Annotated in this window: 18 protein-coding genes; 13 read left to right on the plus strand and 5 right to left on the minus strand. The window is 72.8% G+C overall.

Annotation, left to right across the window (positions count from 1 at the left end; translation table 11 throughout):
- Window positions 1-492: 492 nt before the first annotated feature.
- Window positions 493-2,061: a hypothetical protein gene (locus WMF45_RS22340; protein ID WP_437718872.1), complete on the plus strand. Its 1,569-nt coding sequence runs from the start codon at window positions 493-495 to the stop codon at window positions 2,059-2,061.
- Between the two features lie 96 nt (window positions 2,062-2,157).
- Window positions 2,158-6,753 carry a HEAT repeat domain-containing protein gene (locus WMF45_RS22345; RefSeq protein WP_437718873.1) on the plus strand — a complete coding sequence of 1,532 codons (4,596 nt, stop codon included), beginning with the start codon at window positions 2,158-2,160 and terminating at the stop codon, window positions 6,751-6,753.
- Window positions 6,754-6,772: 19 nt separating this feature from the next.
- Here the strand turns inward: WMF45_RS22345 and WMF45_RS22350 are convergent, their stop codons facing one another.
- Complete coding sequence (locus WMF45_RS22350) at window positions 6,773-7,255, minus strand: hypothetical protein (RefSeq protein ID WP_437718874.1); 483 nt, start codon at window positions 7,253-7,255, stop codon at window positions 6,773-6,775.
- Window positions 7,256-7,361: 106 nt separating this feature from the next.
- On the opposite strand from WMF45_RS22350, the gene WMF45_RS22355 reads away from it, so the two are divergent.
- From WMF45_RS22355 to WMF45_RS22380, 6 genes are all read left to right on the plus strand, one after another.
- Window positions 7,362-8,036, plus strand: coding sequence for a DUF1349 domain-containing protein (locus WMF45_RS22355; RefSeq protein WP_437718875.1), 675 nt, complete (start codon window positions 7,362-7,364; stop codon window positions 8,034-8,036).
- Between the two features lie 415 nt (window positions 8,037-8,451).
- Complete coding sequence (locus tag WMF45_RS22360; protein WP_437554560.1) at window positions 8,452-8,805, plus strand: hypothetical protein; 354 nt, start codon at window positions 8,452-8,454, stop codon at window positions 8,803-8,805.
- A 166-nt stretch (window positions 8,806-8,971) separates the two neighbouring features.
- Window positions 8,972-10,264 (plus strand): cytochrome P450, encoded by a 1,293-nt coding sequence (locus tag WMF45_RS22365; RefSeq protein WP_437718876.1) that lies wholly within the window; start codon window positions 8,972-8,974, stop codon window positions 10,262-10,264.
- Between the two features lie 71 nt (window positions 10,265-10,335).
- Window positions 10,336-11,595 carry a ferritin-like domain-containing protein gene (locus tag WMF45_RS22370; protein WP_437718877.1) on the plus strand — a complete coding sequence of 420 codons (1,260 nt, stop codon included), beginning with the start codon at window positions 10,336-10,338 and terminating at the stop codon, window positions 11,593-11,595.
- 311 nt (window positions 11,596-11,906) lie between these two features.
- The gene (locus WMF45_RS22375; RefSeq protein WP_437718878.1) at window positions 11,907-12,476 is read left to right on the plus strand and encodes a hypothetical protein; all 570 of its coding nucleotides are present in this window, start codon (window positions 11,907-11,909) and stop codon (window positions 12,474-12,476) included.
- Window positions 12,477-12,762: 286 nt separating this feature from the next.
- Window positions 12,763-13,581, plus strand: a complete 819-nt coding sequence (locus WMF45_RS22380) for a GNAT family N-acetyltransferase (protein ID WP_437718879.1) — start codon at window positions 12,763-12,765, stop codon at window positions 13,579-13,581.
- Window positions 13,582-13,596: 15 nt separating this feature from the next.
- Here the strand turns inward: WMF45_RS22380 and WMF45_RS22385 are convergent, their stop codons facing one another.
- Window positions 13,597-15,429, minus strand: coding sequence for a M2 family metallopeptidase (locus WMF45_RS22385; RefSeq protein WP_437718880.1), 1,833 nt, complete (start codon window positions 15,427-15,429; stop codon window positions 13,597-13,599).
- A gap of 284 nt (window positions 15,430-15,713) precedes the next feature.
- Here WMF45_RS22385 and WMF45_RS22390 point away from each other — a divergent pair, with 284 nt between their 5' ends.
- From WMF45_RS22390 to WMF45_RS22410, 5 genes are all read left to right on the plus strand, one after another.
- Entirely contained in the window at window positions 15,714-16,100 is a 387-nt protein-coding gene (locus WMF45_RS22390) for a VOC family protein (protein ID WP_437718881.1), read from the plus strand.
- A gap of 174 nt (window positions 16,101-16,274) precedes the next feature.
- Window positions 16,275-16,673: a PEGA domain-containing protein gene (locus WMF45_RS22395; RefSeq protein ID WP_437718882.1), complete on the plus strand. Its 399-nt coding sequence runs from the start codon at window positions 16,275-16,277 to the stop codon at window positions 16,671-16,673.
- A 63-nt stretch (window positions 16,674-16,736) separates the two neighbouring features.
- A complete protein-coding gene (locus tag WMF45_RS22400) occupies window positions 16,737-17,819 on the plus strand; it encodes an NADH:flavin oxidoreductase/NADH oxidase (RefSeq protein ID WP_437718883.1) in 1,083 nt (360 codons plus the stop codon).
- A gap of 221 nt (window positions 17,820-18,040) precedes the next feature.
- Window positions 18,041-18,619, plus strand: coding sequence for a Uma2 family endonuclease (locus WMF45_RS22405; RefSeq protein WP_437718884.1), 579 nt, complete (start codon window positions 18,041-18,043; stop codon window positions 18,617-18,619).
- 63 nt (window positions 18,620-18,682) lie between these two features.
- On the plus strand, window positions 18,683-20,230 hold the full coding sequence (locus WMF45_RS22410; RefSeq protein WP_437718885.1) for an Hsp70 family protein: 1,548 nt from the start codon (window positions 18,683-18,685) through the stop codon (window positions 20,228-20,230).
- Here WMF45_RS22410 and WMF45_RS22415 read toward each other — a convergent pair.
- The 3 genes from WMF45_RS22415 to tkt form a co-directional block, all read right to left on the minus strand.
- Window positions 20,181-21,584, minus strand: a complete 1,404-nt coding sequence (locus WMF45_RS22415; protein ID WP_437719564.1) for a PAS domain-containing protein — start codon at window positions 21,582-21,584, stop codon at window positions 20,181-20,183. The two genes, WMF45_RS22410 and WMF45_RS22415, sit on opposite strands and share 50 nt — an antisense overlap.
- Window positions 21,585-21,718: 134 nt before the next feature.
- Window positions 21,719-22,657: an AEC family transporter gene (locus WMF45_RS22420; protein WP_437718886.1), complete on the minus strand. Its 939-nt coding sequence runs from the start codon at window positions 22,655-22,657 to the stop codon at window positions 21,719-21,721.
- A gap of 149 nt (window positions 22,658-22,806) precedes the next feature.
- Window positions 22,807-24,795: a transketolase gene (tkt, locus tag WMF45_RS22425; protein WP_437718887.1), complete on the minus strand. Its 1,989-nt coding sequence runs from the start codon at window positions 24,793-24,795 to the stop codon at window positions 22,807-22,809.
- Window positions 24,796-25,533: the final 738 nt, after the last annotated feature.

Below are 25,533 nucleotides of genomic sequence, written 5' to 3' on the forward strand. Positions count from 1 at the left end.
GCCTGCTCGCCGCCTCGCGCGACTCGCCGCCCGGTGCGGCGCCGAGACACGTCCGAGGTATCGGCCGCCCGCCAGGGCACGGTGACGACAGAACCGCCCAGGGCGCGAGGACGGCGGCGCGCCACCTGGCGCAGCGCGCGGCGCGCCACGCGCCGGGCCCGGCGTGGCATGCCGAGCCCGAGCTCGCCCGCCACGACCTCGGCTCGCACGAGGACGTGACGCCGCAGGAGAGCATCCGGGGCGAAAGCCCGCCGTGGAGGCTCTCCGTGCGCGCGGCAGATGCGCGCGAGCGCACCATCGGCCGTCTGGAGCGCATGCGCCCGCGCGCAAAGGAGTACGCAAAGGACTAACGAGACCTTCAATGCAGCACGGCTGCGCGTGCGTAGCGCGCGCGTGCATCGATTGCGCGACGCATCCTCCTCTCCGCTGGCCTGACCTCTGCAGACACCGGCGACCCAGGTGGCACAGGGTAGGCGTCGGGGGGGAGCGGCCATGACAATGCGCATCGGGGCGATGGCGGTGGGCTCAGCGGTTCTCGCGCTGGGCTGTATGGACCTGGATCAGCAAGAGCCGCCACGCGAAGGCGTGGCCGCGCTGCAGATACAGAGCGGCGCGCGGCCGGAGACGGCGCGCTTCATCGAGGGTGGATCGATTCCGTACGTGCTCGGCTTCTCGCCCGAGACCGGGCAGATCCTCGGCGGCTCGCACGCGCTCCTCATCCCGCTGACCGGGACGCGGGAGGCCATCGACGGCGCGAATCTGCCCACGAGCCTTCATCCGGAGCTCAGGGGGTCGTACGTGGCGCTGAACTCGAGCCTGCTGCAAGGGCAGTCCTCGGGCCCCTTCGCCTCGCAGTGGTGGCCGCAAAACAGAAACGGCATCGCGGACCGGTGGAACTCCGCTGTCAAGGACTACGGCGATCTGACGTCCGATCCAGACAATCTCTCGCCGACCGAGAAGTACGATCTCCTGTTCTACGCGGGACAGGGCCGGTCGCTCGATGCGCCCGCGGGCCCAATCACCTTGGGGGTGGGCCGGGCTGACGGGCTGCGCGCTCCCCGGGCGACGCGCGTCGCGGGGCCGACGACGTACTGGGAGCTGAAGAACCACGGCCTGTATCAAGGGGTGACCCCGGAGTACTGGTGGGGACACTGCAACGGCTGGGCGGCCTACGTCGTCGCCGAGGACGGCGGACCGCCCCAGCGCGACATCCGCGTGAAGCTCTCGGGCGGCAAGGTGACCACGTGCGCTTCGGTGGAGACGGGGTGCATCCTGTTCCGCACCGCCGATATCGAGGCGCTCATGACCGAGCTGTACCACAGCGACTCGGCCACGGTGTCCGGGCGGCGCTGCGAGGCGCGGGAGGACCTCGTCCAGCGCGATCAGTACGGGAGGCCCGTCGATCCGGCGTGCCGCGACCTGAACCCGGCGACGATGCACATCGCCATGACCGGCCTCCTCGGGCTGGGCGCAAGCTCCATCAGCTCGACGTCGAGCGCTCGGGCGCGGCGCGCGTTCGTCGTCGACTACACCTGGCACCGCGAGGTGTGGAGCTACCCGGTCACGTCGTTCAGCATCGACACGATGGCGGAGGTGAGCGCGCAGGAGGCAGCGCGGCTCGTCTGTAACGGCGGGTTCCAGGGGGCGGATTGCTACAATTACCGGTTCAACCCGTACGCGAGGCGCTTCGTCCGGGTCAGCGGGCGCTACGGGATGGTCTCGGACGAGGTGAGCGCCGAGCAGCTCCTCCAGCCCCCCGCGCAGCGCAACATCCCGGTCATGAACGTGGAGCTCCACTACGTGCTCGAGCTCGACGATCGGCTGACGGTGATCGGCGGCGAGTGGATCAGGAACCCCTCCCTCGTCAACGGCATCAACGGCAAGCAGTTGCACCCCGACTACCTCTGGCTCCCGGTGAGGGCGCAGGGCCCAGGGGAAGACGCCGACGATCTTGGCGGCTCCACGGACAACCCGTACATCGCGTACTCGCGCGCGAAGGCGCTGCTGAATCTGTCGCGCGCTGCCGTGACGGGGAGCAGGCCGTCGGAGAACTCGGAGTGATCGGAGCGACCGCGCGCCGACGGCCTCGGTGACGAGGCGCCGGCCATCGCTTTGCCGGCGCCGCGCGGCCGCGGGCCGGTCTACGATGGCGCCGCCATGGTGCACCTGGACGAGACGTTCGCCGCGGCGCTCCGCCGCGCGGACGTGCGGTGGCTCGCGGAGCACGTCGACGAGGCGCGCTGCAGCAAGGAGATGCTCCGCCAGCTCGTCGAGCACGAGGACGAGCGCGTGCGGTACCTCGGGCTCACGCGGATGGCCCAGGCCGCCCGGCGCGAGGGCAGCGCAGGGCGGCGAGAGCTCGCGGCGCTGCTCCCGCGCACGCTGGAGAGGACGCCGGAGATCGCGCTGCTCCTCGCCGGGCTCTACCGCGAGCTCTGGCCCTCCCTCCCGGATCAGCGCCTCCCGTCGTGGCGCGAGGCCTCGCTCCCCGCCGCCGTCCGCGTCGCGTGGCTCCGGACCGAGATCCTCACGCGGCCGGAGGCCGTCCGCGGCGAGCCCGCCGGCGAGCTCCTCTACCAGGCGCTCCACGCGCTCGATCCGGCCGAGATCCCCGCGCCCGAGGCGCTCCTCCCCGAGCTCGCGGCGCGCCGCGATCCGGTCCTCGCGGCCGCGGCGCTCGACCTCACCCGGCGCTGCCTGCACGCGGCGCTGCTCGCGCCCGAGCAGGCGCGCGCGGTGCTCGCCGCGCTGCTCGACGCGGCGGCGCCCGCGATCGTCGCAGGCGCGCTGCGCGAGCTCGCCGCGCCCTGGGCCGTCCTCGCCGGCGCGCCGCTGCCCGGCGCGCGCCTGGAGCAGTTCCTCGGCGGCGCCCCCGAGGTGGCCGCCGCCGCGCTGGAGACGGCGGCGCGCCACGGCGAGGGCGCCGCGCTCCGCGCGTTCGTCTCCCGCGAGGACGCGCCGCCGCGGCTCCGGCAGCGGGCGCTCACGCTCCTCGGAGAGCACGCGACCCGCGAGGACGTCGGCGCCATCCTGAGCGTCGCGGCGGGCGATCCGCTGCTGCTCGGCCCGAGCGCGATCGCCTGCCTGCGCGCGCTGCACCGGCGCGGGCACTTCCCCGCCCCGGAGCACGCGGCGGCCCTGCTCGATCTCGCCCTCGCCGATCCCACGATCACCGCGGAGGACGTCGCGGCGATCGCCTTCACCTGCAGGCGCGCGCTCCTGTCGGCGCTCACCGCGGCGCCGGGCGGCGACGCGAGCTGGCCGCGCCGCGCCGAGATCATCGTCGCCATGGCGCGGCAGGGCGCGGCGGATCTCCCGCTCGGCGACGCGCTCGCCGAGAAGCTCCGCGACGCGCGCTCGCCCGCCCCCCTCCTGCGCGCGCTGGGCGCCCTGCGCCACGCGGCCGCGGAGGACGACGTGCTCGCCGCCCTGCCGCGCGCGCCCGCCGCGGCCCTGGAGGCGCTCGCCGCGATCGGCGGCCCACGCACGGCGGACGCGCTCCGGGCCGCGCTGGGCCTCGACGGCGCAGGCGCGGCCATGGCGCCGCACCTCCGAGGCGAGCGCCACCGCGCCGCGGCGCTGCTCTGGCACCTGACGGAGGATCCGGCGGACCGGCGCGCGCTCGTCGCCCGCCTGAACCCCCGGGACCTGCCGGCCGAGATCGCCGCCGACCTCGCCGGGGCCGACGCGGCGGAGCTCGCGGTGCTCCAGCGCGCGGTGAAGCGGTGCACGCCAGCGGACGCGCTCAGGGCGCTCGCGCGCGCGGGCGACGCGAGCGCCCTGCCGGCGATCGCCGATCTGCTGCTCCGGATCGCGGCGGACCACGCCGCGGCGTGGGCCCCCGGCGGGCCAGCCGAGCCGCCCGATCGCGACCTCGACCGGGGCCCCGCGCGGCCCGCGGAGCCGGCGATCCCGGACGATGTCGCGGAGTCGATCCGCGGCCTCGGGCGACGGCTCCACCAGCGCCGGAAGATCCGGCCTGCCTGCCTCCTCGACGCCGGGAGCGAGAGCGCTGCCGGCGACGCGCTGCTCGCGAGCCTCGCCCTCGACCTCCTCGACCGACCCGGCGTGTCCGCGGGCGAGCGCGCGCTCCTCGTCGACCTGCTGCGCTCGGCGCGCGGTCAGGCCGCGCGCTCGCGCGTCCCGCGCTTGCTCCGGCACCGCGATCCCCGCGTGCGCAAGCGCGTCATCGCGCTGCTCGCCGAGGACGGCGCCGAGGCGCTCTCGGCCAGCCTGACGCTCCTCACGGGCGCGGGCGACGTGCAGACGGCGAGGCAGGCGCTGCGCGCGCTCGGGGGCATGGGGGCGCGGTGGGCCTGCCCCGCCATCGCCGCGTGCCTCGATCACCCGAACATGAGCATCAAGAAGACGGCGGCCGAGGCCCTGGCGCGGGCGGGCGGGCCCGAGGCCGTGCCGAAGCTCGTCTTCTGGCTCGGCCGCCACGACAACCCGGGGCTGCGGGCTGCGCTCGAGGCCGCGCTGCGGGTGATCGTCGGGCCGGCCAGCGAGGCGACGATCCTCGCCGCCGCAGGGGCCGCGGAGGACGAGCGCGCCCGCGACCGGCTGCTCGACGCCCTGAGCGGCAAGCTGTCGGCTCGGGCGATCCGGAGCGGGCTCCGCCAGGGATCGGCGGCGGCGGCTCGGCTGCTCGAGCGGGTGCTCGATGGCGAGATCGCCCTCGCCTCCGGGACCGCCGACGAGCTCGCCGCGGAGATCGAGGCGCACGGCCTCCCCGCCCGCGATCGAGGGCGGCCGGGCGCCCCGCCTCCCCCAGGCGCCGCGGACGCGCTCGCTGCCGCGCTCGCCCGCGACGGCTGGGACGACGCGACGGCGCGGCGCCTGCTCGAGCGGCAGACGGCGCTGACGCAACGGTGGCTCGCCGCCCTGCGGAAGCTCGCGCCGGAGTGGCTCCGCCTGGCAGCGGACGAGCCGGCGCTGCGCGACGCGGCGCTCCGGCTGATCGTCCGCGCATCGACCGCCCCCTGGTCGCCCGCCGAGGCGCGCCTGTACGCCCGGCACGCCGCGGTGCTGCTCGACGGGCTCGCCGAGGCGGCGGCCGATCTGCGCGACGGCCTGCTGCCGCTGCTCGAGGAGGCGGCGCCCGAGCTCGCGCGCGCCGAGGCGCTCGGCGTCGCGGCGCGCGTGCGGGGGCTCGCGCCGGCGCCGGGGGCGCGCCGATCGCCGCTCGCGCTGCTGCGGCGGTGCGGGGCGATCCTCGGGCGCGCCGACGTCGATCAGGCGCTCGCGATGGCGCGCGCCGCCGCCGATCCGTGGACGGCCGAGCCGGCGATCCTGCGCGAGGCGTTCGGGGCGACGGCCGAGGCGGGCGATGGCGAGGATCCCGGGGGCGCGGCCGCCTGGCGGACGGCGCTCCGGGCCGCGGCGCTGGAGCCGGCGGCGCTCGCGGCGCTCCGGGAGCGGCCGCGCGGCGGCCTCGGCTCGCGCGCGCAGCTCGCCGCGCTGATCGAGGTGTTCCCGACCGCGGCCGAGCCGGCGCGACCGGCGCTGCTCGACTGGATGGAGTCGCTCCAGCCGATCGGCGCGCCGCCCTGGACCCTCGCCGAGCAGGCGGCCGCGCCGAGCGGCGATGCGCGGGTGCCCCGGCCGTCCGATCTCGACCAGCCGCGCTCGGCCGCGCTCCGCGAGCGCCTGCTGTCGATGCTGGCCGCGCCCGCGCCCGAGCTCCGGAGCAAGGCCGCCGTCGCGCTCCTCTCGTGGCCGGAGCCCGACGCCCGCGCCGCCGCGCTGGAGGCCTACCTGCGCGGCGACATGGACGGCGTGGACCGCCCGGGGCTGCCCTCCCTGGCGCCCTCGCTGCTCGATCTCTCCGAGGAAGAGCTCCGGGGCGACCCGGCCGACGAGGCACGCCGGGAGCGCGCGGCGCGCCTCGCGGACCTGCTGACGCCGCCGGAGGCGGAGCGCCTGTTCCCGCAGCTGCTCTCGTGGTGGGAGTCGGGCGCGCCGGCGACGCGCGCGGCGGCGGCCCAGGCGATCCGCCGCGTCGCGCCCGACGCGCGGGCGGCTCACCTGGTCGATCGCCTCCGGCAGGGGGCGTGGGGCTACCTCGATCTGGTCGCGGGCGAGCGGCTGCTCCGGACGCCGGAGCTCGAGGCCGTTGTGGAGCGCCTCCGCGCCGAGGGGCGCGCCGATCTGGCCGGGCGGCTCTCGCTCGACGACGGCCCGCTCCGGCCGCCCGGTGGGGGACGCGCGGCCGAGGACACGCGGGCGCTGGAGGCGCTGCGCGCGCGCCCGGAGCCACAGGCGCCCGAGGCGAGCGGCCGAGGTCCGGCGCGGCAGGAGCTCGTGCGGCTCGCGCGCGCAGGGGACGCGGAGCAGGCGCGCCGGGCGCTCTCGGCGCTGACCGGGGCGCCCGACGGGGAGCTCGCGGCGCTGCTCGTGGAGCTGCTCGGCGATCGGCGCCCCCGGGTGCGGCTCCACGCGCACCGGCTCCTCCGCGACGCGGTCGATCGCGCCGCCTACCTGCGCGCGACGTGCGCGCTCCTCTCGGATCCGCTGCCGGACGTGGTCCGCTCGGCGATCCGGATCCTCTGCTTTGCGCCGTGGCCGCCGGCGATCCCCGCGATCGTGGGCCTGCTCCTGCACCCGCACGCCGTCGTCCGCCGCGCGGCCGCGGAGGGGCTCGGGCACGTGGGCGCGCCGGCGATCCCGGCGCTCAAGGACGCGCTGGGCCGCGCTCGGCCGGACAGGCGCGAGGTCTATGCAGAGGTGATGAGGCGGATCGAGGGGCGGTGATCGCGCGGGGCGCCGCTCCTCAGTTGACGCGCGGCCCCGGCGCATCCCCGGGCGCCGCTCGCGGCCCGAGCTCCCCTGCCCCGGGCGCTTCCGGCGGCGACAGCACGCCGCGGTCGGGCTCGCCAAGGACGCACGCCTCCTTCCCCTCGACGACCCTGCAGCGGTAGTCGGCCGGGCATTTCCCCCCGCACGGCTGCCGCACACACATCCCCGTGGCTGCGTCGCACGCCGTCCCGGTTGGACACGCCGCGTAGCACGTGTCGTACAACGCGCGGTTTGCGACGGTCGACCCGGCCGCACCGGCGAGGGCGGCCGCGGCGTCCACATAGCCGGTGCCGGTAACCCCGGTGCCGGCGTTCTCGTCCCGGTCACCATCGGCACCAGGTGATGTCCGCACCGCCCTCGCGCCGAGCAGGAACTCCGGGGGTCCCTTCCGCGAGGTGAAGCACCCTGCCAGGAATCCAACCGAGCAGCAGGAGATCAGAAGGACGGTAATTCGCATAGAAGCGAGATCCTCCATACACACCGAAACGATTCCACGACAACGCAGGAGCACACTCCGGTACCATCGACGCGATGCAGGGGAGGGAAACGAGGTGAGTGAACCTGTGCACCTAGCGCCGTGGCCCACACCGCTCCGCTGGGAGGTACCGCCCAGGAGCTGGAGCGCCGGGAAAGCGTCGAGCCTGACCGTCACAGCAGGCGGCGAGACCGACCTGTTCCTCGATCCGGAGCGCATCCGGGGCGCGCTGAACGCGCCGCGCTTGCTCGGGACGCCGCACGGGGACTTCCTCGCCAGCGCGCGGGTGACGGTGGGCTTCTCGGCGGTGCGCGACGCCGGCGTGCTGCTCCTCTGGGCGCACGAGCGCTCGTGGGCGAAGCTCTGCTTCGAGCTCTCGGCGGAGGGCGCCCCGACGGTCGTCTCCGTGGTGACCCGCGGCCTGTCGGACGACCGCCGATCCTTCGAGGTCGACGCGGATCACGTCTGGCTGCGCGTCTCGCGGCTCGGGCGGGTGTGCACGTTCCACGCCTCCACCGACGGGACGACATGGCACCTCGTCCGCAGCTTCTCGCTGGGCAGCACGGCAGAGCTCGCCGTCGGCTTCTCGGCCCAGTCGCCCGCAGGCGACGGCTGCACCGCGGTCTTCGACGACATCCGCTTCGCGCCGCGCCGCCTCGGCGACCTCCGGAGCGGAGACGCCGTGTACGGCGACGCGCTGGCGCGCGCCGGTCAGATGCCGCCGCTCACCGGGCTCGCCTTGCCGCTCCCGCACGTGCTGTGAAGCGCGGGCCGCGCGATGGCGCGCGGCCTCGTCCTGCGCGCTCTCCCGCGACGCCCGTGAGCGCGCAGGATCCGGCGTGAGTCCCTGGCCAGGATCTCCACATCCTGGTCGCTCGACTTCGTGTCCCTGGCGGCGTTCTCCATGTCCTGTCGCCAGGCTCCGTGTCCCTGGCGATCGTATCGATCTCCGATGTCGGCCGTTTCCCTGTCCCTCGTGACGTTCTCCGTTTCCCTTTCGCGCGATTTTGCCCCGGGAGCGGAGATGTCTAGATATCTGAAGTGACACCAGTGACGCTGTAGCGCCGGGTGACAGACGCCCCGAGCATAGCTCTTGCTCGTTAATCCGACGAGGCTCGCGAACGGTGACCACCGGGGCTCCACCCGTAACGAGTCTCCGTCGTAGAAAGAGAGGAAGTATGAGCAATCGTCGCAATCTCCAGAACTGGCTCGGCATGGCGCTGGTGACAGGGCTCGTCTGCGTCTCCGGCGCTGCGTGCGTGGGATCCATGGATCCGTCGATCGACAGCGAAGAAGCCGGCGAGACCGAGCAAGCGATCGTGAACGGCTTCGTGGCAGGGACCAGGCTCGATTGCACGATGTCGGGCCCCACCCCGACGGGGAGGCGGTGGGCATATCTGATCGTCGGCAATGACCAGTCCACCTGTTACCGGACTCCCAACATCCATCGCCCGGACCTGGCGCCGGAGACCGCCATCCACTGCCACTCTCTCGGCAGGAGCATCGGATGTGATTACATCCAGGACCTCTAGGTCCCATCCCATCAGGCGGCCGCGCGCGGCGGGGCGGCTCGGCTGAGCATGACCATCGCCGCGGTCCTCGTCTGCGCCCGCGCGCCGGGCGCCCTCCTCGGGCGGGCGTTCCACTGATCTCCCGGGCTGTTTCCCTCACTCGCCGGACCCGGTAGGCTCGGGGCCGATGCTTGAAGAGAACACCCCTCAGGGGCCGCCGGCCGGCGAGAGCGCGCGCCGGGTCGGCGCGCTGTTCCAGCCCTTCTCGCAGGGTTATGCAGACGACCCCGCGCGCGCGTTCTATCAGGCGGCCCACCGGGAGGCGCCGGTCGCTTACAGCGAGGCGTTCTCCGCCTACCTCGTCACGGGCCACGCCGAGCTCACGCAGGTGCTCCGCGAGCCGGTCGCGTTCTCGTCCGCGCACATCCTCGACCTGCCGCCGGATCTGCCGCCGGAGGTGATCGCCGAGCTCAAGCAGGGCGTCTACGAGATGCCGCCGGCGCTCTTCAACAACGACCCTCCCGGGCACACGCGCGCGCGGGCGCTGTTCTCCAAGGGGTTCACGCCGGCGAGGGTCGCCTCCCTCGAGCCGGCCATCGCCCGGGCCGCGGACGCGCTGGTGAGCGCCATGGACCCCGGCAGCGGCCCAGTCGATCTGATGCAGGCGCTCGCCTTCCCGCTCCCCTTGCAGATGAGCGCCGCCCTCGTCGGGATACCGCTCGAGGACGCGCCCCTGCTCAGGGCCTGCCAGGATGAGCGGTTCACGCTCTACGATCCGACGGCCGACACGGCGCGCAAGGTGGAGGCGGCGCGGCGGTTCGTCTCCTACGAGCGCTACCTGACCGCCCTCATCGAGCGGCGCCGCGCCGAGCCCGCCGACGACCTCATCACCGCCCTGCTCGGCGCCCGCGTCGACGGCGAGGCGCCGCTGTCGGTCGACGAGATGATCTCGCATATCATCGTCCTGTTCTTCGCCGGCTACGAGACCGTCGCGAGCCTGATCGGCTCGCTCGTGCTCCGCCTGCTCGAGGCGCCCGCGCTCTGGGACGCCATCGGCGGCGACGCGGCGCTGCTCCAGGCGGCGATCGAGGAGACGCTGCGGATCGACGCGCCGGTGCAGATGGAGCCGCGGCGCGCGACGGCGCCCGCGGTCGTCGGCGGCGTTGAGATCCCCGCGGGCGCCACGGCGTTCGCCTTCTTCGGGGCCGCCAACCACGACCCCACGGTCTTCCCGAGCCCGGAGCGGTTCGACGTGACCCGCCCCGTCGCCACCCCGCGGGGGCGGCACCTCGGCTTCGGCTGGGGGGTCCACACGTGCATCGGCGCTCCCCTCGCGCGCATCGAGGTGAGGTGCGCCGTGCAGGCGCTGCGCGCGGCGTTCCCCGGGCTGCGCCTCGCCGCCGCGGCGCGGCCGAGCTACGCGCCCAGCCTGTTCTTCCGCAAGCCCACGGCCGTGCCGGTGACGCTCGGCGTGGCGTGACCGCGTCCCGGGGATCAGGAAACATCCTGCTCCCGTGCCGAGGGACGGCACATCGCAGGAGGCAAAGCACCATGGGCAGAGATCTTCGCGCGCGCATCATGCACATCGTGGGAGCCGGCATGTTCACCGGCCTGTCGTTGGCTGTCGGCTGTCTCGATGGCGCCGTGGAGGGCGCGGAGACAGGTACGGGCGCGGGCGGTCAGGGCGGCGCCGGCGGTCAGGGCGGCGCCGGCGGTCAGGGCGGCGCCGGCGGTCAGGGCGGCGCCGGTGCGCAGAGCAGCACGGCGGGTCAGGGCGGCGCCGGCGGTCAGAGCAGCGTCCAGACGAGGTGCTTCTCGCCGGAAGAGATCCAGCAAAACGCCGGCGACGGGGGCGGCGGGGCCGGCGGCGCGGGAGGGAGCGCCGAGGCCTGCCCGAGCGACTACCATCCGAACCCCGTGTCCTGCGTGAGCTACGAGAATGGCCGGCTGGAGGACGGCCAGTGCTGCTACGACGTCGACGACCCGGGCATCGGCGCCTGCGGCCGCCCGTTCCTCGTGGACGGCGAGCCGCGCCTGGCCGGCGTCGAGGCGCGCGCCGACTGGGTGCTCGATCCCGCGGCGGACGACGTGACAGCGCTCGATCCCGCGACGCGCGCCGCCCTCGCGGAGGCGTGGCTCGCCGACGCGCGCCTGGAGCACGCCTCGATCGCGTCCTTCGCGCGCTTCACGCTCGATCTGCTCGCCCTCGGCGCGCCGCCCGCCCTGATCGACGCCGCGCACCGCGCCCTGTCGGACGAGCTGCAGCACGCCAGGGCGTGCTTCACGCTCGCGAGCCGCTACGCCGGCCGGCCGCTCGGCCCGGGGCCGATGGCCATGGACGGCGCGCTCGGCGCGCCCACACTCGCCGGCGCCGCGGCCAGCGCGGTGCGCGAGGGCTGCGTGGGCGAGACGCTCGCCGCGCTCCTGGCCAGCGCGCAGCGGGACCGCGCGCGCGACCCCGAGGCGCGCCGTTGCCTCGACAGGATCGCGGCCGACGAGGCCGCTCACGCCGAGCTCGCGTGGGCGTTCGTGCGCTGGGCCGTGGCGCGCGGCGGCGAGCCGGTGCGCGCGGCGGTGGCGCGCGCGTTCGACGAGGCGCTCGCCGTGCGAGGCGCGCACCTCGGCGAGCGCGCCGGGATCGACGCCGCCGCATGGCGCGACCACGGCCGGCTCACCGAGGCGGAGCGGGCGCGCTGCCACCTGGACACCGTGCGCGACGTGATCGCGCCGTGCGCAGAGGCGCTGTTGTCCGCGCCCCTCTGCGCTCCCTCGCCCGACGCCAGCCCCGGCGCCGCGGCGTCGCCCTCGTGAGAGGATCCAAGAAAGCATCCCTGCCCCTGGCCCGGTCCGCGTCCGTCGAGATCAGGCGATATCAGTCGGGATCCGTGGACATCAGTCGACGTCGGGCGACGTCAGTCGACGTTGAGCCGCGCCGCCATGGCGCGCTCATGGCCCAGCAGTTTCAAGCAGTTGTCGACAGATGGCGGCAGCAAAAAAACATCGCTGAGCGTGTCGATCTCGGGCCCGCCCGTTCGTCGTGACGGTAGAACCAGGGCGCATCCGGTCAGTACTGTCCGGACGACCTGCTTCGAACGAGCTCGACCCAGGAGAGGAGATACGACATGCGATCCATGATCACCACGGAACCGGCGACCAACGACGCGAAGGCAGCGCAAGAGCGGCCGGATCAGGCGCCGCCGCGCTCCGATCGCCGGACGAGGAGCGCGGTCGTGAGGCACGTCTCGATGGCAGCGTGCCTGTTCGTCGCCGCGTGTGGTGGCGCGGAGGACTCCAGCGATCCGGAGCCGACCGCGTGGAAGGACATGAACTTCGAGGAGCGCGTCACGTACATGAACAGCGACGTCCTGCCGCGGATGAAGGAGGTGTTCGTGGCGTACGACCCGGCGTTCGAGACCATGGACTGCGCGACGTGCCACGGCGCCGACGGGCCCACGCGCGCCTACGCCATGCCGAGCCCGGCGATCGCCGTGTTACCCGACACCGAGGAGGGGTTCCTCGAGTACGTGCAAGACCCGGAGCACCCCGAGCGCGCGGAGTGGAGCACCTTCATGTTCGAGAAGGTCGTGCCCGAGATGGCCAGCCTGCTCCAGCGCGTCCAGTACGACCCCACGACCGGCAATGGCGACTTCTCGTGCAACAACTGCCACACGCTGGGGTCGGTCGAGCCGTGAGGCCGCCCGAGGGGGGGACGAGCGGCGCTGATCTCGGCCCCCTCGCGCCCGTCGGCGCACCTCCGCTCTCCGGTCCGCGTCCTTGGAGATTGGTGCCTTCGCCTTGATTTCGTCCCATCCGGCGCCCTGATCCGTCAGGTTCGATCGGATCATCCTGCCCGGCCAGAGCACCCCGCTGCTGCCGAGCCGACAGCCACGGCAGCGCCGCGGGGCCCGCACGCTCGACGGCGAAAGCTCGATCGCCGGGCGCCCGGCCCGGTATATCTCGATCCAGAGGAGGTCTCCCATGTCCGATCCGACCGAGATCGCAGAGTGCAACGCGCAGTTCCTGGCCGCCTGGATCCACTTCAACCGCTGCCTCCCCGGTCACCGGATCGAGCACGCGGACGGCGTCTCCGTCATCCTCTCGGGCACGGGCATGGCCCTGCTCAACATCGCCACGCTCTCCTCGCCGGCCGGCAACCTCACGGATCTGGAGCGCCGCGCGCGCATCGGCGCCGAGCTCGCCCGGACCGGCGGCGTTCCCTGGTTCTTCGCGCTGTCCGACAGCTGGGCGCCCGGCGGTGACGCGGAAGCGGCCGCCGAGCTCCTGGCCTCGCTCGGCTTCCAACCTGCGGTGTCGATCATGGGCATGGTGGCCGACGCGCTCCCCACCCCGCGGCGGGAGATCGCCGGCCTGGAGCTCAGGCGCGTGAGCGACGCCGAGACGCGCGCGGCCGTCGCCGATCTCAACTCCATCGCCTACGGCCTCCCGCTCCCCACCGGGCGCGCCGCCCTGGCCCACGAGGCGCTGTGGGACGAACGGGCGTTCGGGCGGGTCGGCTACGTGGGCGATCAGCCGGTGTGCTGCGCGGCGACGTTCATGGTGGCGGGGATCCGGTACGTGGGCTTCGTGGCCACCGCGGCCGAACACCGGCGCAAAGGCTACGCCGAGGCGGTGATGCGCTGCTGTCTCGACGACGCGCTGAGCGCCACCGGCGCCCAGAAGACCGTCCTCCACGCGACGGACCTGGGGCGGCCCGTGTACGACGCGATGGGCTACCACGCGGTCACGCGCTTCGCCTTCTACACGCCGCCGCCGGACTACCTGCCGCCCCAGGCCTGATCCCGCGCGCCCCGCCTACCACCCGCACGTCTTGCCGCGGTTCTGCTGGTCGAGCCAGTCCTTGAGCGGCCCGAAGTAGTCGAGCATCGGCGCCGCATCCATCCGCCGCGATCCCGTCACCACCTCGAGCGCCTCCGGCCACGGACGGCTCCGCCCCATCTCCAGCATCCGCCGGAGGCGCTCGCCGGCCTTGTCGCTGCCGTAGATCGTGCAGCGGTGGAGCGGCCCCTTGTACCCCGCTGCGTCGCAGAGCGCGCGGTGGAACTGGAACTGGAGGATATGGGCGAAGAAGTACCGGATATACGGGACGCTCGCCGCCACATGGTACTTCGCGCCAGGATCGAAGTCCGACTCGGAGCGAGGCACCGGCGGCACGACACCCTGGTACCTCCTCCGGATCTCCCAATAGGCCTTGTTGTATCCCGCCGGCTGGATGTCCCCCGAGAACACCCCCCAGCGCCACCGGTCGACCGAGACGGCGAACGGCAGGAAGGCGATCTTGCCGAGGGCCTCGCGGAGGAGGAGCGAGAGATCGCTGGAGGCGGGGGGCAGCTGGTCCACGAGCCCGATCCGCTGGAGGTACTCCGGACTGACGGAGAGCCCGATCGTGTCGCCGATGGCCTCGTGAAACGCGGGGTTGGGGCTGTCGCGGTACAGGAGCGGCAGGTGGTTGTACGCCCGCTGGTAGAAGCTGTGGCCGAGCTCGTGGTGGATGGTCTGGAAGTCGCCGGCCGTGATCTCGATGCACATCTTGATGCGCAGATCCTCCTCGTCGTCGATGTTCCACGCGCTCGCGTGGCAGACGACGTCGCGATCCGCCGGCTTGACGAAGAGCGACCGCTCCCAGAAGGTCGCCGGGAGCGGCTCGAACCCGAGCGAGACGAAGAAGCGCTCGCCCGTCTTCACCATCTCGATCGGCGTGTACCCCTTCGCCTGCAGCGCGGCGTCGAGATCGTAGATCGGCGCGGCGCCCTCGGGCTTCACGAGATCGTAGATGTTGCCCCACTCCTGCGCCCACATGTTGCCGAGCAGATCCGCCCGGATCGGGCCCTTGCCGGGCACGACGTCCTCGCCGTACTTCGCGGCGAGCCGGCCCCGCGCGTAGCAGTGGAGCGCGTCGTAGAGCGGCTTGACCTGCCCCCAGAGGCGATCGACCTCCCGCGACAGCACGCCGGGCCGCATCTCGAATTTCGAGCGCCACGCGTCGCCTGTGTCCTTGAACCGGAGCTCGCGGGCGCCCTCGTTCGCCAGCTGGACGAGCCGCGTGAAGTCGCCGCGCATGGGGGCAGAGACCGTGTGCCAGCCGACCCACGCCCGCTTCAGCTCCTCGGGGTCGCGGCTCTTCGCGAGGGTCCTGCTCAGGTCCTCGAGATTGAGGCACTCGCCGCTCGCGGGGCAGTACTTGCCCGCTCCGTACATGGCCTCCAGCCTCGACGCGATGGTCGCGACCTCCTTCGTCTTCGCGGGATCGGCGGGTGCGTAGAGCGTGAGGGACGTTCGCAGGAGCTCGAGCCGGCGGCGGACGTCATAGGGCAGATCGAGCTCGAGGAAGCGGGCGGCCCGCTTCGCGTAATCGGCCTGCACCCCGAGCAGCTTCGCGCTCGCCGCGGCCGCGAGGATCTCGGTGTCGACGGTGATGTACGTCGCCGCCACCCACGCCGCGCGGTTGTTGTAAGTGCTGAGCTCGTGCAGCTCCGCCTCGGCCGCATCGATGAACCGCGCGGCCTCCTCCGCCGCCGGGTCGGTGACGGGCTGCGGCGGCGTGGGCGGGGCGGGATCGGAGCAGGCCGCCGTGAGCGCGAGCAGGCTGCAGGGCAACGCGACGACGAACATCGGAATGCGCACCATTTCTCGCCGCTCCTCGATCGCGGACAGCTCCGGCGTGAGACCGTCCCTCCACCCCGGACGCGCAGAGGGCGCGGGGTGCGCTTCGGCGCCGCGATCCTGGTTGGGCTCCTAAGGCCGCTCGCCGGCTCCAGCAATCCTCTCGGGCGCTCGGCGGCGAGCGCCAAGAGGCGGCAAAGTCCGCTCGATCCAGGTCCTCGCGCCAGCCTGGAGGTGGCCCCTCGTCGCGAGATCGCTCAAGATCCGCCCGGAGATGGGCAACCGCCCACGAAAGGGAGGAAGCGAGCATGGCCGTCCAGCTCAATCACACCATCATCCCGGCGCGGGACAAGACGACGTCCGCTACCTTTTTGACCGAGATCCTGGGCCTCGCGGCGCCTGTGCCGTTCGGGCACTTCTTGACGGTGCGGCTCGACAACGACATCACGCTCGACTTCATCGACACCCCCGGCGAGATCCGCTCCCAGCACCTCGCCTTCCTGGTCAGCGAGGCCGAGTTCGACGAGATCTTCGGTCGAATCCGCGAACGCCAGATCCCGTACTGGGCCGATCCCAGAGCGCAGCACCCCGGGGAGATCAACCACCATGACGGCGGGCGTGGCGTGTACTTCCCCGATCCCGACGGGCACTTCCTCGAGATCCTCACCCGCCCTTACGGCAGCGGCGGCGGATGAGGGCAAGGCGACGAGCCGCGCCTTCTGGGACGGCGGCACACCCCGGTCTTCGTGGGGATCCCCCGGGTCGCGCGACGCCTGGCCGCGGGCTGCCGGCGCGCGAGGTCGCGCGCCGGGCGCGTGGTATCGCCGTCGCCATTTCCTCCCGCGCGTTTCCTGTCTAGCGTTGCGTCGATGCTTCGCACGTCCACCTTCCTCGTCACCCTCGCCATCGCCGGCTGCGGCGGCGCCCCGAAGCCGCCGCCGCAGCCCCCACGACCCGCGCCGATCGCGGCCGAGCCCGAGCCGGAGCCCGAGCCGCCGCTCGACGACGCGCCGATGCTCGACGTGGTCGCCGCACAGCCGACCGAGATCCTGCTGGACGGCAAGCCCATCGGGACGACGCCGATCTCGGGGCGCAAGGTGGCGCCCGGGTCGCATGAGGTGACGTTCGTGGACCCGGAGCGCGGCAACCGGACCATGATGGTGACGCTCGAGCCCGGCGACGCGAAGACGGTGCAGTCGGACCCGCCACCCTCCCTGGTGGAGGCGAGCGGCGGCGCGGCGGGCGACAAGCAGGGCGAGAAAAAGTAGCGTCAGGCATCCCGCGAGGAGCCGAGGCGTGCAAAGCTGCGCCGGCTTGACAAGGAGGTCTCCGTGACGAGGTTATTCGAGCCCTTTCGCTTGAAGGACGTGACGCTGCGCAACCGCGTGGTCGTCTCTCCCATGTGCCAGTACTCCTCCAGGAACGGGTACGCCACCGACTGGCACCTTGTTCATCTGGGTTCGATGGCGAGGGGCGGAGTCGGCCTGGCGATCGCCGAGGCGACGGCGGTGTCCCCGGAAGGCCGCATCAGCCCCGGAGACGCCGGTCTGTGGGAGGACGGGCAGATCGAGCCTCTCCAGCGGATCGTCGCGTTCATCAAGGAGCAGGGCGCTGTCGCGGGGATCCAGCTCGCGCACGCGGGGAGGAAGGCGAGCGCCAACCGGCCCTGGGAGGGCGACGATCACCTCACGCAGGACGAGGGCGCCTGGGAGACGCTGGCGCCCTCGGCGAAGGCGTTCGGAGCGAACCTCCCCAAGGTGCCGCGGGAGATGTCGAAGGCCGACATCGAGCGCGTGAAGGGCGATTTCGTCGCCGCCGCGCGGCGGGCACGCGAGGCGGGCTATCAGTGGCTCGAGCTGCACTTCGCGCACGGCTATCTGGCGCACAGCTTCTACTCGCCGCTCGCCAATGCGCGCACCGACGAGTACGGGGGGTCGTTCGACAACCGGATCCGCTTCCTGGTCGAGACGTTCGACGCGGTGCGAAGCGTCTGGCCGGAGCGCTTGCCGCTGACGGTCCGCCTCTCGATCACGGACTGGGTGGACGGCGGCGTCACGGTCGAGGAGTCGATCGAGCTGACGAGGCGGCTCAAGGCCTCCGGCCTCGATCTTCTCGACGCGAGCCACGGGTTCGCCGTGCCCGACCTCTCGAAGATCCCCTGGGGCCCTGGCTTCTTGCTCCCGCACGCCGGGCGCATCCGGAAGGAAGCGGAGCTGCCGGTCGCCGCGGGGTGGTTCATCAATGAGCCCGAGCAGGCCGAAGCAGCCTTGAAGGAGGGCCAGGCGGACCTCATCGTGCTGGCGCACGCCCTCCTGGACGACCCGCACTGGGCCTATCACGCCGCCAAGAAGCTGGGCGTGGAGCAGCCGAGCCGCGTCCTCCCGCCGCCCTACGGGCACTGGCTCAAGCGCTGAACAGGGGACGCTGGCCGTCCCCTCGTCGCGAGGTGCTCTGGGTCGACGCGGAGGAAGGCGAGCCGATGAGCTGAGCTTCACGGGGATCCCAGGACCTGCGCCCGCACGCGCTGCCCGCGGCGGCACCGCGATCGCCGGCGCGCCGCGCCGATGTGGCGGCGGTGCGCCAGCCGTCCCCTCGCCTGTCGCCAGCCGACGGTCGCCGCGCTAAGGTGCGTGCCATGGGCGATGCCGCCGCCGGCCGACGCACGAGCGCCGCCGAGTACCTGGCGTGGGAGCGCGAGCAGCCCGCGAAGCACGAGTACCACCTCGGTGAGGTCTTCGCGATGGCCGGCGGCAGCCCGCGGCACAACTTCCTGTCGACCGCCGCGGGCGCAGAGCTCCGCGCGGCCGTGCGCGGCAGGGGGTGCCACGTGCTCTCGTCCGATCAACGGATCTCGGCCAAACAGGGAGCGCGCTACGTTTACGCGGATGCCGTCGTCGTGTGCGGCGGCGTACAGACCGAGCCAGGCGCCGGCGACGTCCTCTCGAACCCAACTGCCATCGTGGAGGTGCTCTCGCGCAGCACCGAAGCCTTCGATCGGGGCGAGAAGTGGGAGGGGTACCAGCGCCTCCCCTGCCTGACGGACTACCTGCTCGTCTCACCGTGGCACGTGCGTATCGAGCACTATCGACGCGAGGGGGACGGCTCCTGGCGGTATCGCGTGCTCGAGCGAGGCGATGCGATCCTCCTGGCGAACGGCGCCGAGATCTCGGTCGACGCCATCTACGACGGTGCCTTCGAGCTAGAAGCCGACTGACCTTCGCAGAGTTTCACCGCGGGCGGCCGGATGTGGCAGCATGGGGCCGGAGGAGACCCTACCTTGCGCCTCGGGATCGATTTCGGAACCACACGGACCGTGGTCGCGTGCTGCGATCGCGGGAACTACCCTGTCGTCAGCTTCCAGGACGCGGCGGGGGACACCGTGGATTTCTACCCCTCCGTGGCCGCCGAGCGGCGGGGGGAGCTCCGGTTCGGCTTCGACGCCCTCGCGGTCGCCTCGGACCCCGAATGGACCGTGCTCCGGTCGTTCAAGCGCGTGCTCTCCGGCCCGCACGCGTCGCCCGACGTCGAGGTCGAGATCGGCGGGACGAAGCTCCGGGTGCTCGATCTCTTGACCCTGTTCCTGCGGTCGCTCCGCGACGCCGTGCTGAACCGGTCGAACCGGCCCAAGAAAGACGACGACGGGCGCCTCATCTCGGTCGTGGCGACCCCGGCCAACGCGCACGGGTCGCAGCGCTTCGTGACGCTCGACGCGTTCCGCCGCGCCGGCTTCGAGGTCATCGCGCTCCTGAACGAGCCGTCGGCCGCCGGCTTCGAGTACACCCACCGCCACCGCAGCACCATCACGTCGAAGCGCGAGCACATCGTCGTCTACGACCTCGGCGGCGGGACGTTCGACGCGTCGCTCGTCCACATGACCGGGCGCAGCCACGACGCGGTGACGACAGCGGGCCTGAACCACCTCGGCGGCGACGACTTCGACGCCGCGCTGGCCTCGATGGCGCTCGACGCCGGCAAGATCGAGCGCGAGGGCCTGCCGGCGCGCGCGCTCGCGGCGCTCGCGGACCAGTGCCGCGAGGCCAAGGAGCGGCTCAACCCGAACTCCCGGCGCATCGTGATCGACCTGGAGGCCTGCCTGGGCGACCTCTCGCCCGCCCGCGAGGTGACGATCGCGACCTCCGACTACTACGACCGGTGCGTGCCCCTCGTGGAGTCGACCATCGCGGCGATGCAGCCGGTGATCGCGCGCCTCGACGCCGGCGCGGGCGAGGCGCTCGCGGACATCGCGGGGATCTACGTGGTCGGCGGCGCGAGCTCGCTGCCCATCGTCGCGCGGACGCTGCGCGAGCGCTTCGGGCGCCGCGTCCATCGCTCCCCCTACCCCTCGGCGGCGATCGCGATCGGCCTGGCCATCGCCGTCGACGAGGACGCGGGCTTCGAGCTCTCCGACCGGCTCTCGCGCCATTTCGGGGTGTTCCGGGAGGGCAGCGGCGGGGACGAGGTGGTCTTCGACCCGATCTTCGACCGGGAGGCGCGCATCCCGTCGAGCCACGAGGCGCCGGTGGTCTCGCGGCGCGTGTACCGGGCGGCGCACAACGTCGGCCGCTACCGGTTCGTCGAGTGCGCGGCGCTCGACCGGCTCGGCGTGCCCCACGGCGACATCACGGCGTTCAACGAGGTCGTGTTCCCCTTCGACCGGCGGCTCCGCGACCGCGCCGCCGAGCTCGGCGGGGTGACCGTCGAGCGCATGGGCAACGAGGGGCCGCTGATCGAGGAGCAGTACGCGATCACCTCGCACGGGATCGTCGAGGTGACGATCACGGACGTGGAGGCAGGGTACCGGCGCGTCTACCAGGTCGGGGCGTGAGGGCATACGCGATGCCCGAATCGAGCGTGGACCGCACCAGGAGCCCGCCCAGATCCGCCCCGAGCTCGACGAGCGTCCGCGCGATGGCGGGCTGGATCCCGGTCAGGAGCACCTGCGCGCCCAGCAGGTTCACCGCGCGCGCCGTCCGCACAAGCGCGCTCGCGACCTGGGCGTCGATGGTCGGCACGCCCGTAACGTCGAGGATCACCATCGAGGCCTGGTGGGCGACGATGCCTGCCAGCAGGATCTCGAGCACCTGCTGAGCCCGCGGCGCATCGATGTTGCCGATGAGCGGCATCACCACCACGCCGCGCGCGATCGGCAGCAGCGGCGTGGAGAGGGCGCGCAGCCTGGCCTCCTGCAGGTGGATGATCTCGTCCTGAAGCCGCTGAGCCTCGGCCTCGGCCGCACGGCTTTCGGTGACCTCCACGGAGATGCCGCACACCGCATGCAGCCTGCCTCGTGAATCCAGCAGCGGGAACCTGTTCGTCACGAAGGAATGGACGCGGCCCTCGAGCAGGAGCTGCTCCTCTTTGACGAGCGGCGCCTCCGTCGCGATGACCTGCCGCTCCGACTGCGCAAAAGCCTCGGCGAGCTCCGAGGGCATGACGTCGCGATCGGCGCGCCCGAGCACCGCGTCGCGGGAGAGGCCCATGAGCCGCTCGAAGTGCCTGTTGACGAGCGCATAGCGGCCGTTCAGATCCTTGACGTACACGGCGCTGGGCGCGTGCTCCACGAGTGCGGTGACGAATGCCGTGCTGTCCTGGTACGCCTGTTGGGCGCGCATCCTGTCGGTCACGTCGAGGTTGATCCCGATCACGTAGCGCGCGTCGCCCACGTCGGCCGCCGACATCCTGGTCTCGGTCCAGACGGTGCGGTCCTCGGTGCGCTCGAGGCCGGCGTCGGCCGTGTTGTACGCGGTCGGCGCCATGATCACGCCTCCGCCGCTCCGGATCACCTGATCGAAGTGGGCAGTGTATCCGCCCGCCATGGCGACAGGGTCCTCGTACATATTATGCTTGCCGACCATGGCATCCTTCGACGGCACGGCCAGTATCTCGCGGTTCCGCCGGTTGATGTCCACAAGTACGCCGTCGGCGCCGTAGAGGGCCGACGGGACCGGCAGGTGCTCGAAGACGCCCTGATACAGCGCCGCCTGCGCCTCCGCGGCCTGGGCGCGCTGCTCCAGCGCCTTGACCTCGCAGCGGAGCCGCTCCAGCTCCGCCTGCAGTCCATCGATGTCCATGCCCCGCGGGATCATCGGATCTGCCCTTTCAGCTCGCCAGTGGCCATCGCGCTCAGGTCGTGTACATTCACTATTACACGCCGGACACTTACATATTCCGTCCAGCATTGCCAAGCCGATTTGCTGGGCTCGGCTTTCAGCGATTGGGCGCGTTGTGGCGCACACACCTGCGCGGGACCTGCGCTCTGGGTCGCGTCAGGCCGCGTTGGGTCGCGTTCATGAGCGGGGAAGCGGAGGGCGCGCTACGGGGCGAGCCGGCGCAGCACCTCGAGCACGATCGGCAGGCTCGCCAGCGCCCCGAGCGTCGTCACGACCGCCGTGGCCGCCGCGAACTGACCGTCGCAGCCGTACCGCGCGGCGACGATCACGGACACCATGGAGGTCGGCATGGCGGACTGAAGCACCGCCACCTCGGAAGAGGGCCGCTTCAGGCCGAGCGCGACAGCGGCGCCGAGCGCTATCGCGGGCGACAGGAGCAGCTTCACGGCGGCGATCGCCGCGAGCGGCCGCACGCGGCCGCGGAGCGAGGCGAGGTCGAGGCTGAGGCCCAGCGCGAGGAACACGAGCGTCGGGGTCGCGCTCCCCAGCGCGCCGAGCGCGTGCTCCAGCCACACCGGCAGCGGGATCGGCGCCGCGTGGAGCGTGAGGCCGACGGCGATCGACAGCACGTTGGGGTGCAGGAGCACCGCGAGCAGGCCCCGCCCGTCCCCGCCGCCGCCCCCGCCCATGCGCGCGGCGAGCGCGACGCCGAAGGTCCACAGGAGGAGCGCCGTGACGATGCTGTCGACGAGGATCGCCGTCCCCGCCGCGCCGCCCGCGTCGCCGTAGAGGGCCAGCACGATGGGCACGCCGAGGAAGCCGGTGTTGGAGAAGCTGCCGACGAGGCCGGCGGCGCCCTGCGCGGCGCGCGGGAGCCCGAGCGCCCGCGCCACCGCGACCCCCGCGAGCGCGCACGCGAAGAGCGCGACGGCCGACGCGGCGACCGCGCCCCACGCGCCGTGGCCGATGCCCGAGCGGCGGAGCACGCTGACGATCAGCGCGGGCGTTGTGACGTCGATGACCAGCCGGTGCAGCACGGCGGCGTCCGCCTGGCCGGCCCGGCCCAGCGCCCGCAGCAGCACGCCGACCCCGAGCACCGCGAAGAGGGCCAAGAGCTGCGAGATCAGGTCGCCCGACGGCACGGCCGGCTTTTAGCTCGGCGGCGGGCGGCGTCCAGCGCTCTCGCCGATCATGCGGTGGGCGGCGGAACGGGAGCTCGAGAGATCGCGCCGGGAGCGCCGAGGAATGTTGCTTCCCGGCGTTCCCGGCGGTCTCTCGCTTCTTCAGGTGGTCAGGGCACGAGGTCCTGCACGGCCTGCACCACCGCCTGGGCGTTCATGCCCAGCCGGTCCATCACGATGTCGCCGGGGGCGCTCGTGCCGAAGCGGTCGATCCCGAGGGCGATCCCCTTGGTGCCGACCCACCGGTGCCAGCCGAAGGTGACGCCCGCCTCGATGGACACGCGCCGCGTGCACGCTGCGGGCAGCACGGCCTCGCGGTAGGCGTGATCCTGGCGCGCGAACCGCTCCACACAGGGCATCGAGACGACGCGGACGCCGGGCCCGATCCGCTTCGCGGCCTCGACCGCGTGCTGCACCTCGCTGCCCGTCGCGATCAGGATGGTCTCGAGCGCCGCCGCCTCCTTGACAAGGACATAGGCGCCGCGCCGGACGCCCTCGCGCTTGGCGGCGGCGTCCCCCGGGAGCAGCGGGACGGCCTGGCGCGTGAGCGCGAGGACCGTCGGGCCGTCGTTGCGCTCCAGCGCGGAGATCCAGGCGCCGGCCGTCTCCTCGGCGTCCGCCGGCCGGATGACGTCCAGATCGACGATGACGCGCAGCCCGGCGACGGTCTCGACGGGCTGGTGCGTCGGCCCGTCCTCGCCCACGCCCACCGAGTCGTGCGTGAAGATGTAGACGACCGGCAGGTGCGACAGCGCGGCCAGGCGGATGCTCGGCCGCAGGTAGTCCGCGAACACGAGGAACGTCGCGCCGCTCGGGCGCAGGCCGCCGTGGTACGCGATGCCGTTCATGATCGCGCCCATGCCGTGCTCGCGGATGCCGGCGCGGATGTTCCGGCCGGCGGGGTGCTCCGGATCGAAGTCGGTGCTCGACGCGATGTAGTTGAACGTCGAGCCGTAGAGGTCGGCGCTCGACCCGATGAGCGCGGGCACCGCCTCGGCGACGGCCTGCAGCACGGTCTCGCCGGCCTTGCGCGTGGCGACCTTGGTGCCGGCGGCGAAGGCGGGGACGCGCGCGTCGATGTCCGCCGGGAGCTTCTTCGCGAGGCCGTCGTCGAGCTGGCGGGCGAGCTCCGGGTTCTTCGCGCGCCAGGCCTGGAAGGTCGCCTCCCACGCCCCGCGCACCTTGGCGAGCTCTTCCTTGCGCGTCGCGAAGAACTGCTTCACCTCCTCGCTGACGTAGAAGTGCTCCGCGGGCAGCCCCAGGTTCTTGCGGGCCTGATCGACGAACTTGGCGCCGCCCTCGCCGTGCGCCTTCTGCGTGCCGGCGACCTCCGGGATCCCCTTGCCGATGAGGGTGTGGGCGACGACGAACTTCGGCTTTCCGCTCTTCGACGCCCGCGCCTGGCCGAGCACCCGGTGGACGGCCTCCAGATCGTTGCCCTGCTCGATGTGGAGCACCTCGAAGCCATAGGCCTCGAAGCGCTTGGCCGTGTCCTCGCTCTGCGTCTTGATGGCCATCGCGTCGAGGGTGACGTCGTTGGCGTCGTAGATGAGGATCAGGTTGTCGAGCTTGAAGTGCCCCGCGAAGGAGGCCGCCTCGGCGGCCACGCCCTCCTGGAGGCAGCCGTCGCCGGCGAGGCAGTAGACATTGAGATCGAAGATCGTGTGCTCCGGCGTGTTGTAACGCGCGGCGAGCATCTTGGCGGCCACCGCGTGCCCGACCGCGTTGCCCACGCCCTGGCCGAGCGGGCCCGTCGTCGCCTCGACGCCCTCGGTGTAATGGTACTCCGGGTGGCCGGGCGTCTTCGACTCCCACTGCCGGAAGCGGCGGACGTCGTCGAGGGACACCGGATAGCCCGAGAGGTGCAGCCAGGCGTAGAGGAACATGCTGCCGTGACCGGCGGACAGGACGAAGCGATCGCGGTTCAACCAGTGCGGTTCACTCGGATCGTGGCGGAGGATGTCGCCGTAGAGCGCTGCACCGATCTCGGCGGCCCCTAGCGGTAGGCCGAGGTGACCGGATGAGCAGGCGTGGACGGCGTCCATGGCGAGGCCGCGGGCGATCGAGGCCGCGGCGGCGAGCTTGGCGAAATCAGGCATGGCGCGCACTCTAACCTACTTCGTCGCGAAGCGCGCCCCTTCGCGAGGCCCCCTCACCCGCCGCCCGGCGCCTGGACCGCTCCGAGCGCGCCTCGGTGCCCGCTTGACTGTCCAGGGTTCGTGGGATGCGCCGGGGCCGGGGGACGGGCGCCGGGCCGACATGCCGCCGTTCGCCGCCGCCCTGAGGTACTGGCGGACGCGATGGCACCAAGGCGGCCTCCGCCCCCACGCCGGGTTCACCTTCACCACAAAGCTCGTTCCGGCGGGGATTGGCCCACCGCCGAGATCCGGATTTCCCAGGCTGCGGCCCACGACCACGGCATTGTCCTCTGGGGTCGACGGCGACATCCTTTGCCTCTCCGCCATCCTCCGAGTCGTCCGGTTCGGATGGCCGGTAGAGGAGCCCTCGCCAGAGCACGGTGCCAGCGCTGCTGCGGGAGGTTCATCGCGGCAAGAGAGAAACCGCCAAGTGGCCTTCCGGCGGAAGGACGCCCTGGGTACCCGGAAGTTGAAGGACAAGGATGAGAAGGAGCGCCTTCACCAGCCATGCCGCCTGCGCCGTGAACCCGGGCGTGTCCCCCTCCTCGTTCTCCGTCCCAATCCCTGCCTGCTGATACCTCCAGCGGTGTCCACGGAAGCGGCGGAGGTTCAACGGCCGCTCGGCGCACGGCCGTGCCGGCCTGGGCTTCGCCGGAGAGCCGACATGGCCCGCCTGGATCGAGGTGGGGCCCCCCTCCT

Source organism: Sorangium sp. So ce448 (assembly GCF_051520915.1).
Taxonomy (GTDB): domain Bacteria; phylum Myxococcota_A; class Polyangia; order Polyangiales; family Polyangiaceae; genus Sorangium; species Sorangium cellulosum_B.

Bases quoted from the DNA above. Each gene is read 5' to 3' on its own strand.
- WMF45_RS22340 (WP_437718872.1), top strand. From the start codon at position 493: ATGACAATGCGCATCGGGGCGATGGCGGTGGGCTCAGCGGTTCTCGCG.
- WMF45_RS22345 (WP_437718873.1), top strand. From the start codon at position 2,158: ATGGTGCACCTGGACGAGACGTTCGCCGCGGCGCTCCGCCGCGCGGAC.
- WMF45_RS22350 (WP_437718874.1), bottom strand. From the start codon at position 7,255: ATGCGAATTACCGTCCTTCTGATCTCCTGCTGCTCGGTTGGATTCCTG.
- WMF45_RS22360 (WP_437554560.1), top strand. From the start codon at position 8,452: ATGAGCAATCGTCGCAATCTCCAGAACTGGCTCGGCATGGCGCTGGTG.
- WMF45_RS22365 (WP_437718876.1), top strand. From the start codon at position 8,972: ATGCTTGAAGAGAACACCCCTCAGGGGCCGCCGGCCGGCGAGAGCGCG.
- WMF45_RS22370 (WP_437718877.1), top strand. From the start codon at position 10,336: ATGGGCAGAGATCTTCGCGCGCGCATCATGCACATCGTGGGAGCCGGC.
- WMF45_RS22375 (WP_437718878.1), top strand. From the start codon at position 11,907: ATGCGATCCATGATCACCACGGAACCGGCGACCAACGACGCGAAGGCA.
- WMF45_RS22380 (WP_437718879.1), top strand. From the start codon at position 12,763: ATGTCCGATCCGACCGAGATCGCAGAGTGCAACGCGCAGTTCCTGGCC.
- WMF45_RS22385 (WP_437718880.1), bottom strand. From the start codon at position 15,429: ATGGTGCGCATTCCGATGTTCGTCGTCGCGTTGCCCTGCAGCCTGCTC.
- WMF45_RS22390 (WP_437718881.1), top strand. From the start codon at position 15,714: ATGGCCGTCCAGCTCAATCACACCATCATCCCGGCGCGGGACAAGACG.
- WMF45_RS22395 (WP_437718882.1), top strand. From the start codon at position 16,275: ATGCTTCGCACGTCCACCTTCCTCGTCACCCTCGCCATCGCCGGCTGC.
- WMF45_RS22405 (WP_437718884.1), top strand. From the start codon at position 18,041: ATGGGCGATGCCGCCGCCGGCCGACGCACGAGCGCCGCCGAGTACCTG.
- WMF45_RS22415 (WP_437719564.1), bottom strand. From the start codon at position 21,584: ATGCTGGACGGAATATGTAAGTGTCCGGCGTGTAATAGTGAATGTACA.
- tkt (WP_437718887.1), bottom strand. From the start codon at position 24,795: ATGCCTGATTTCGCCAAGCTCGCCGCCGCGGCCTCGATCGCCCGCGGC.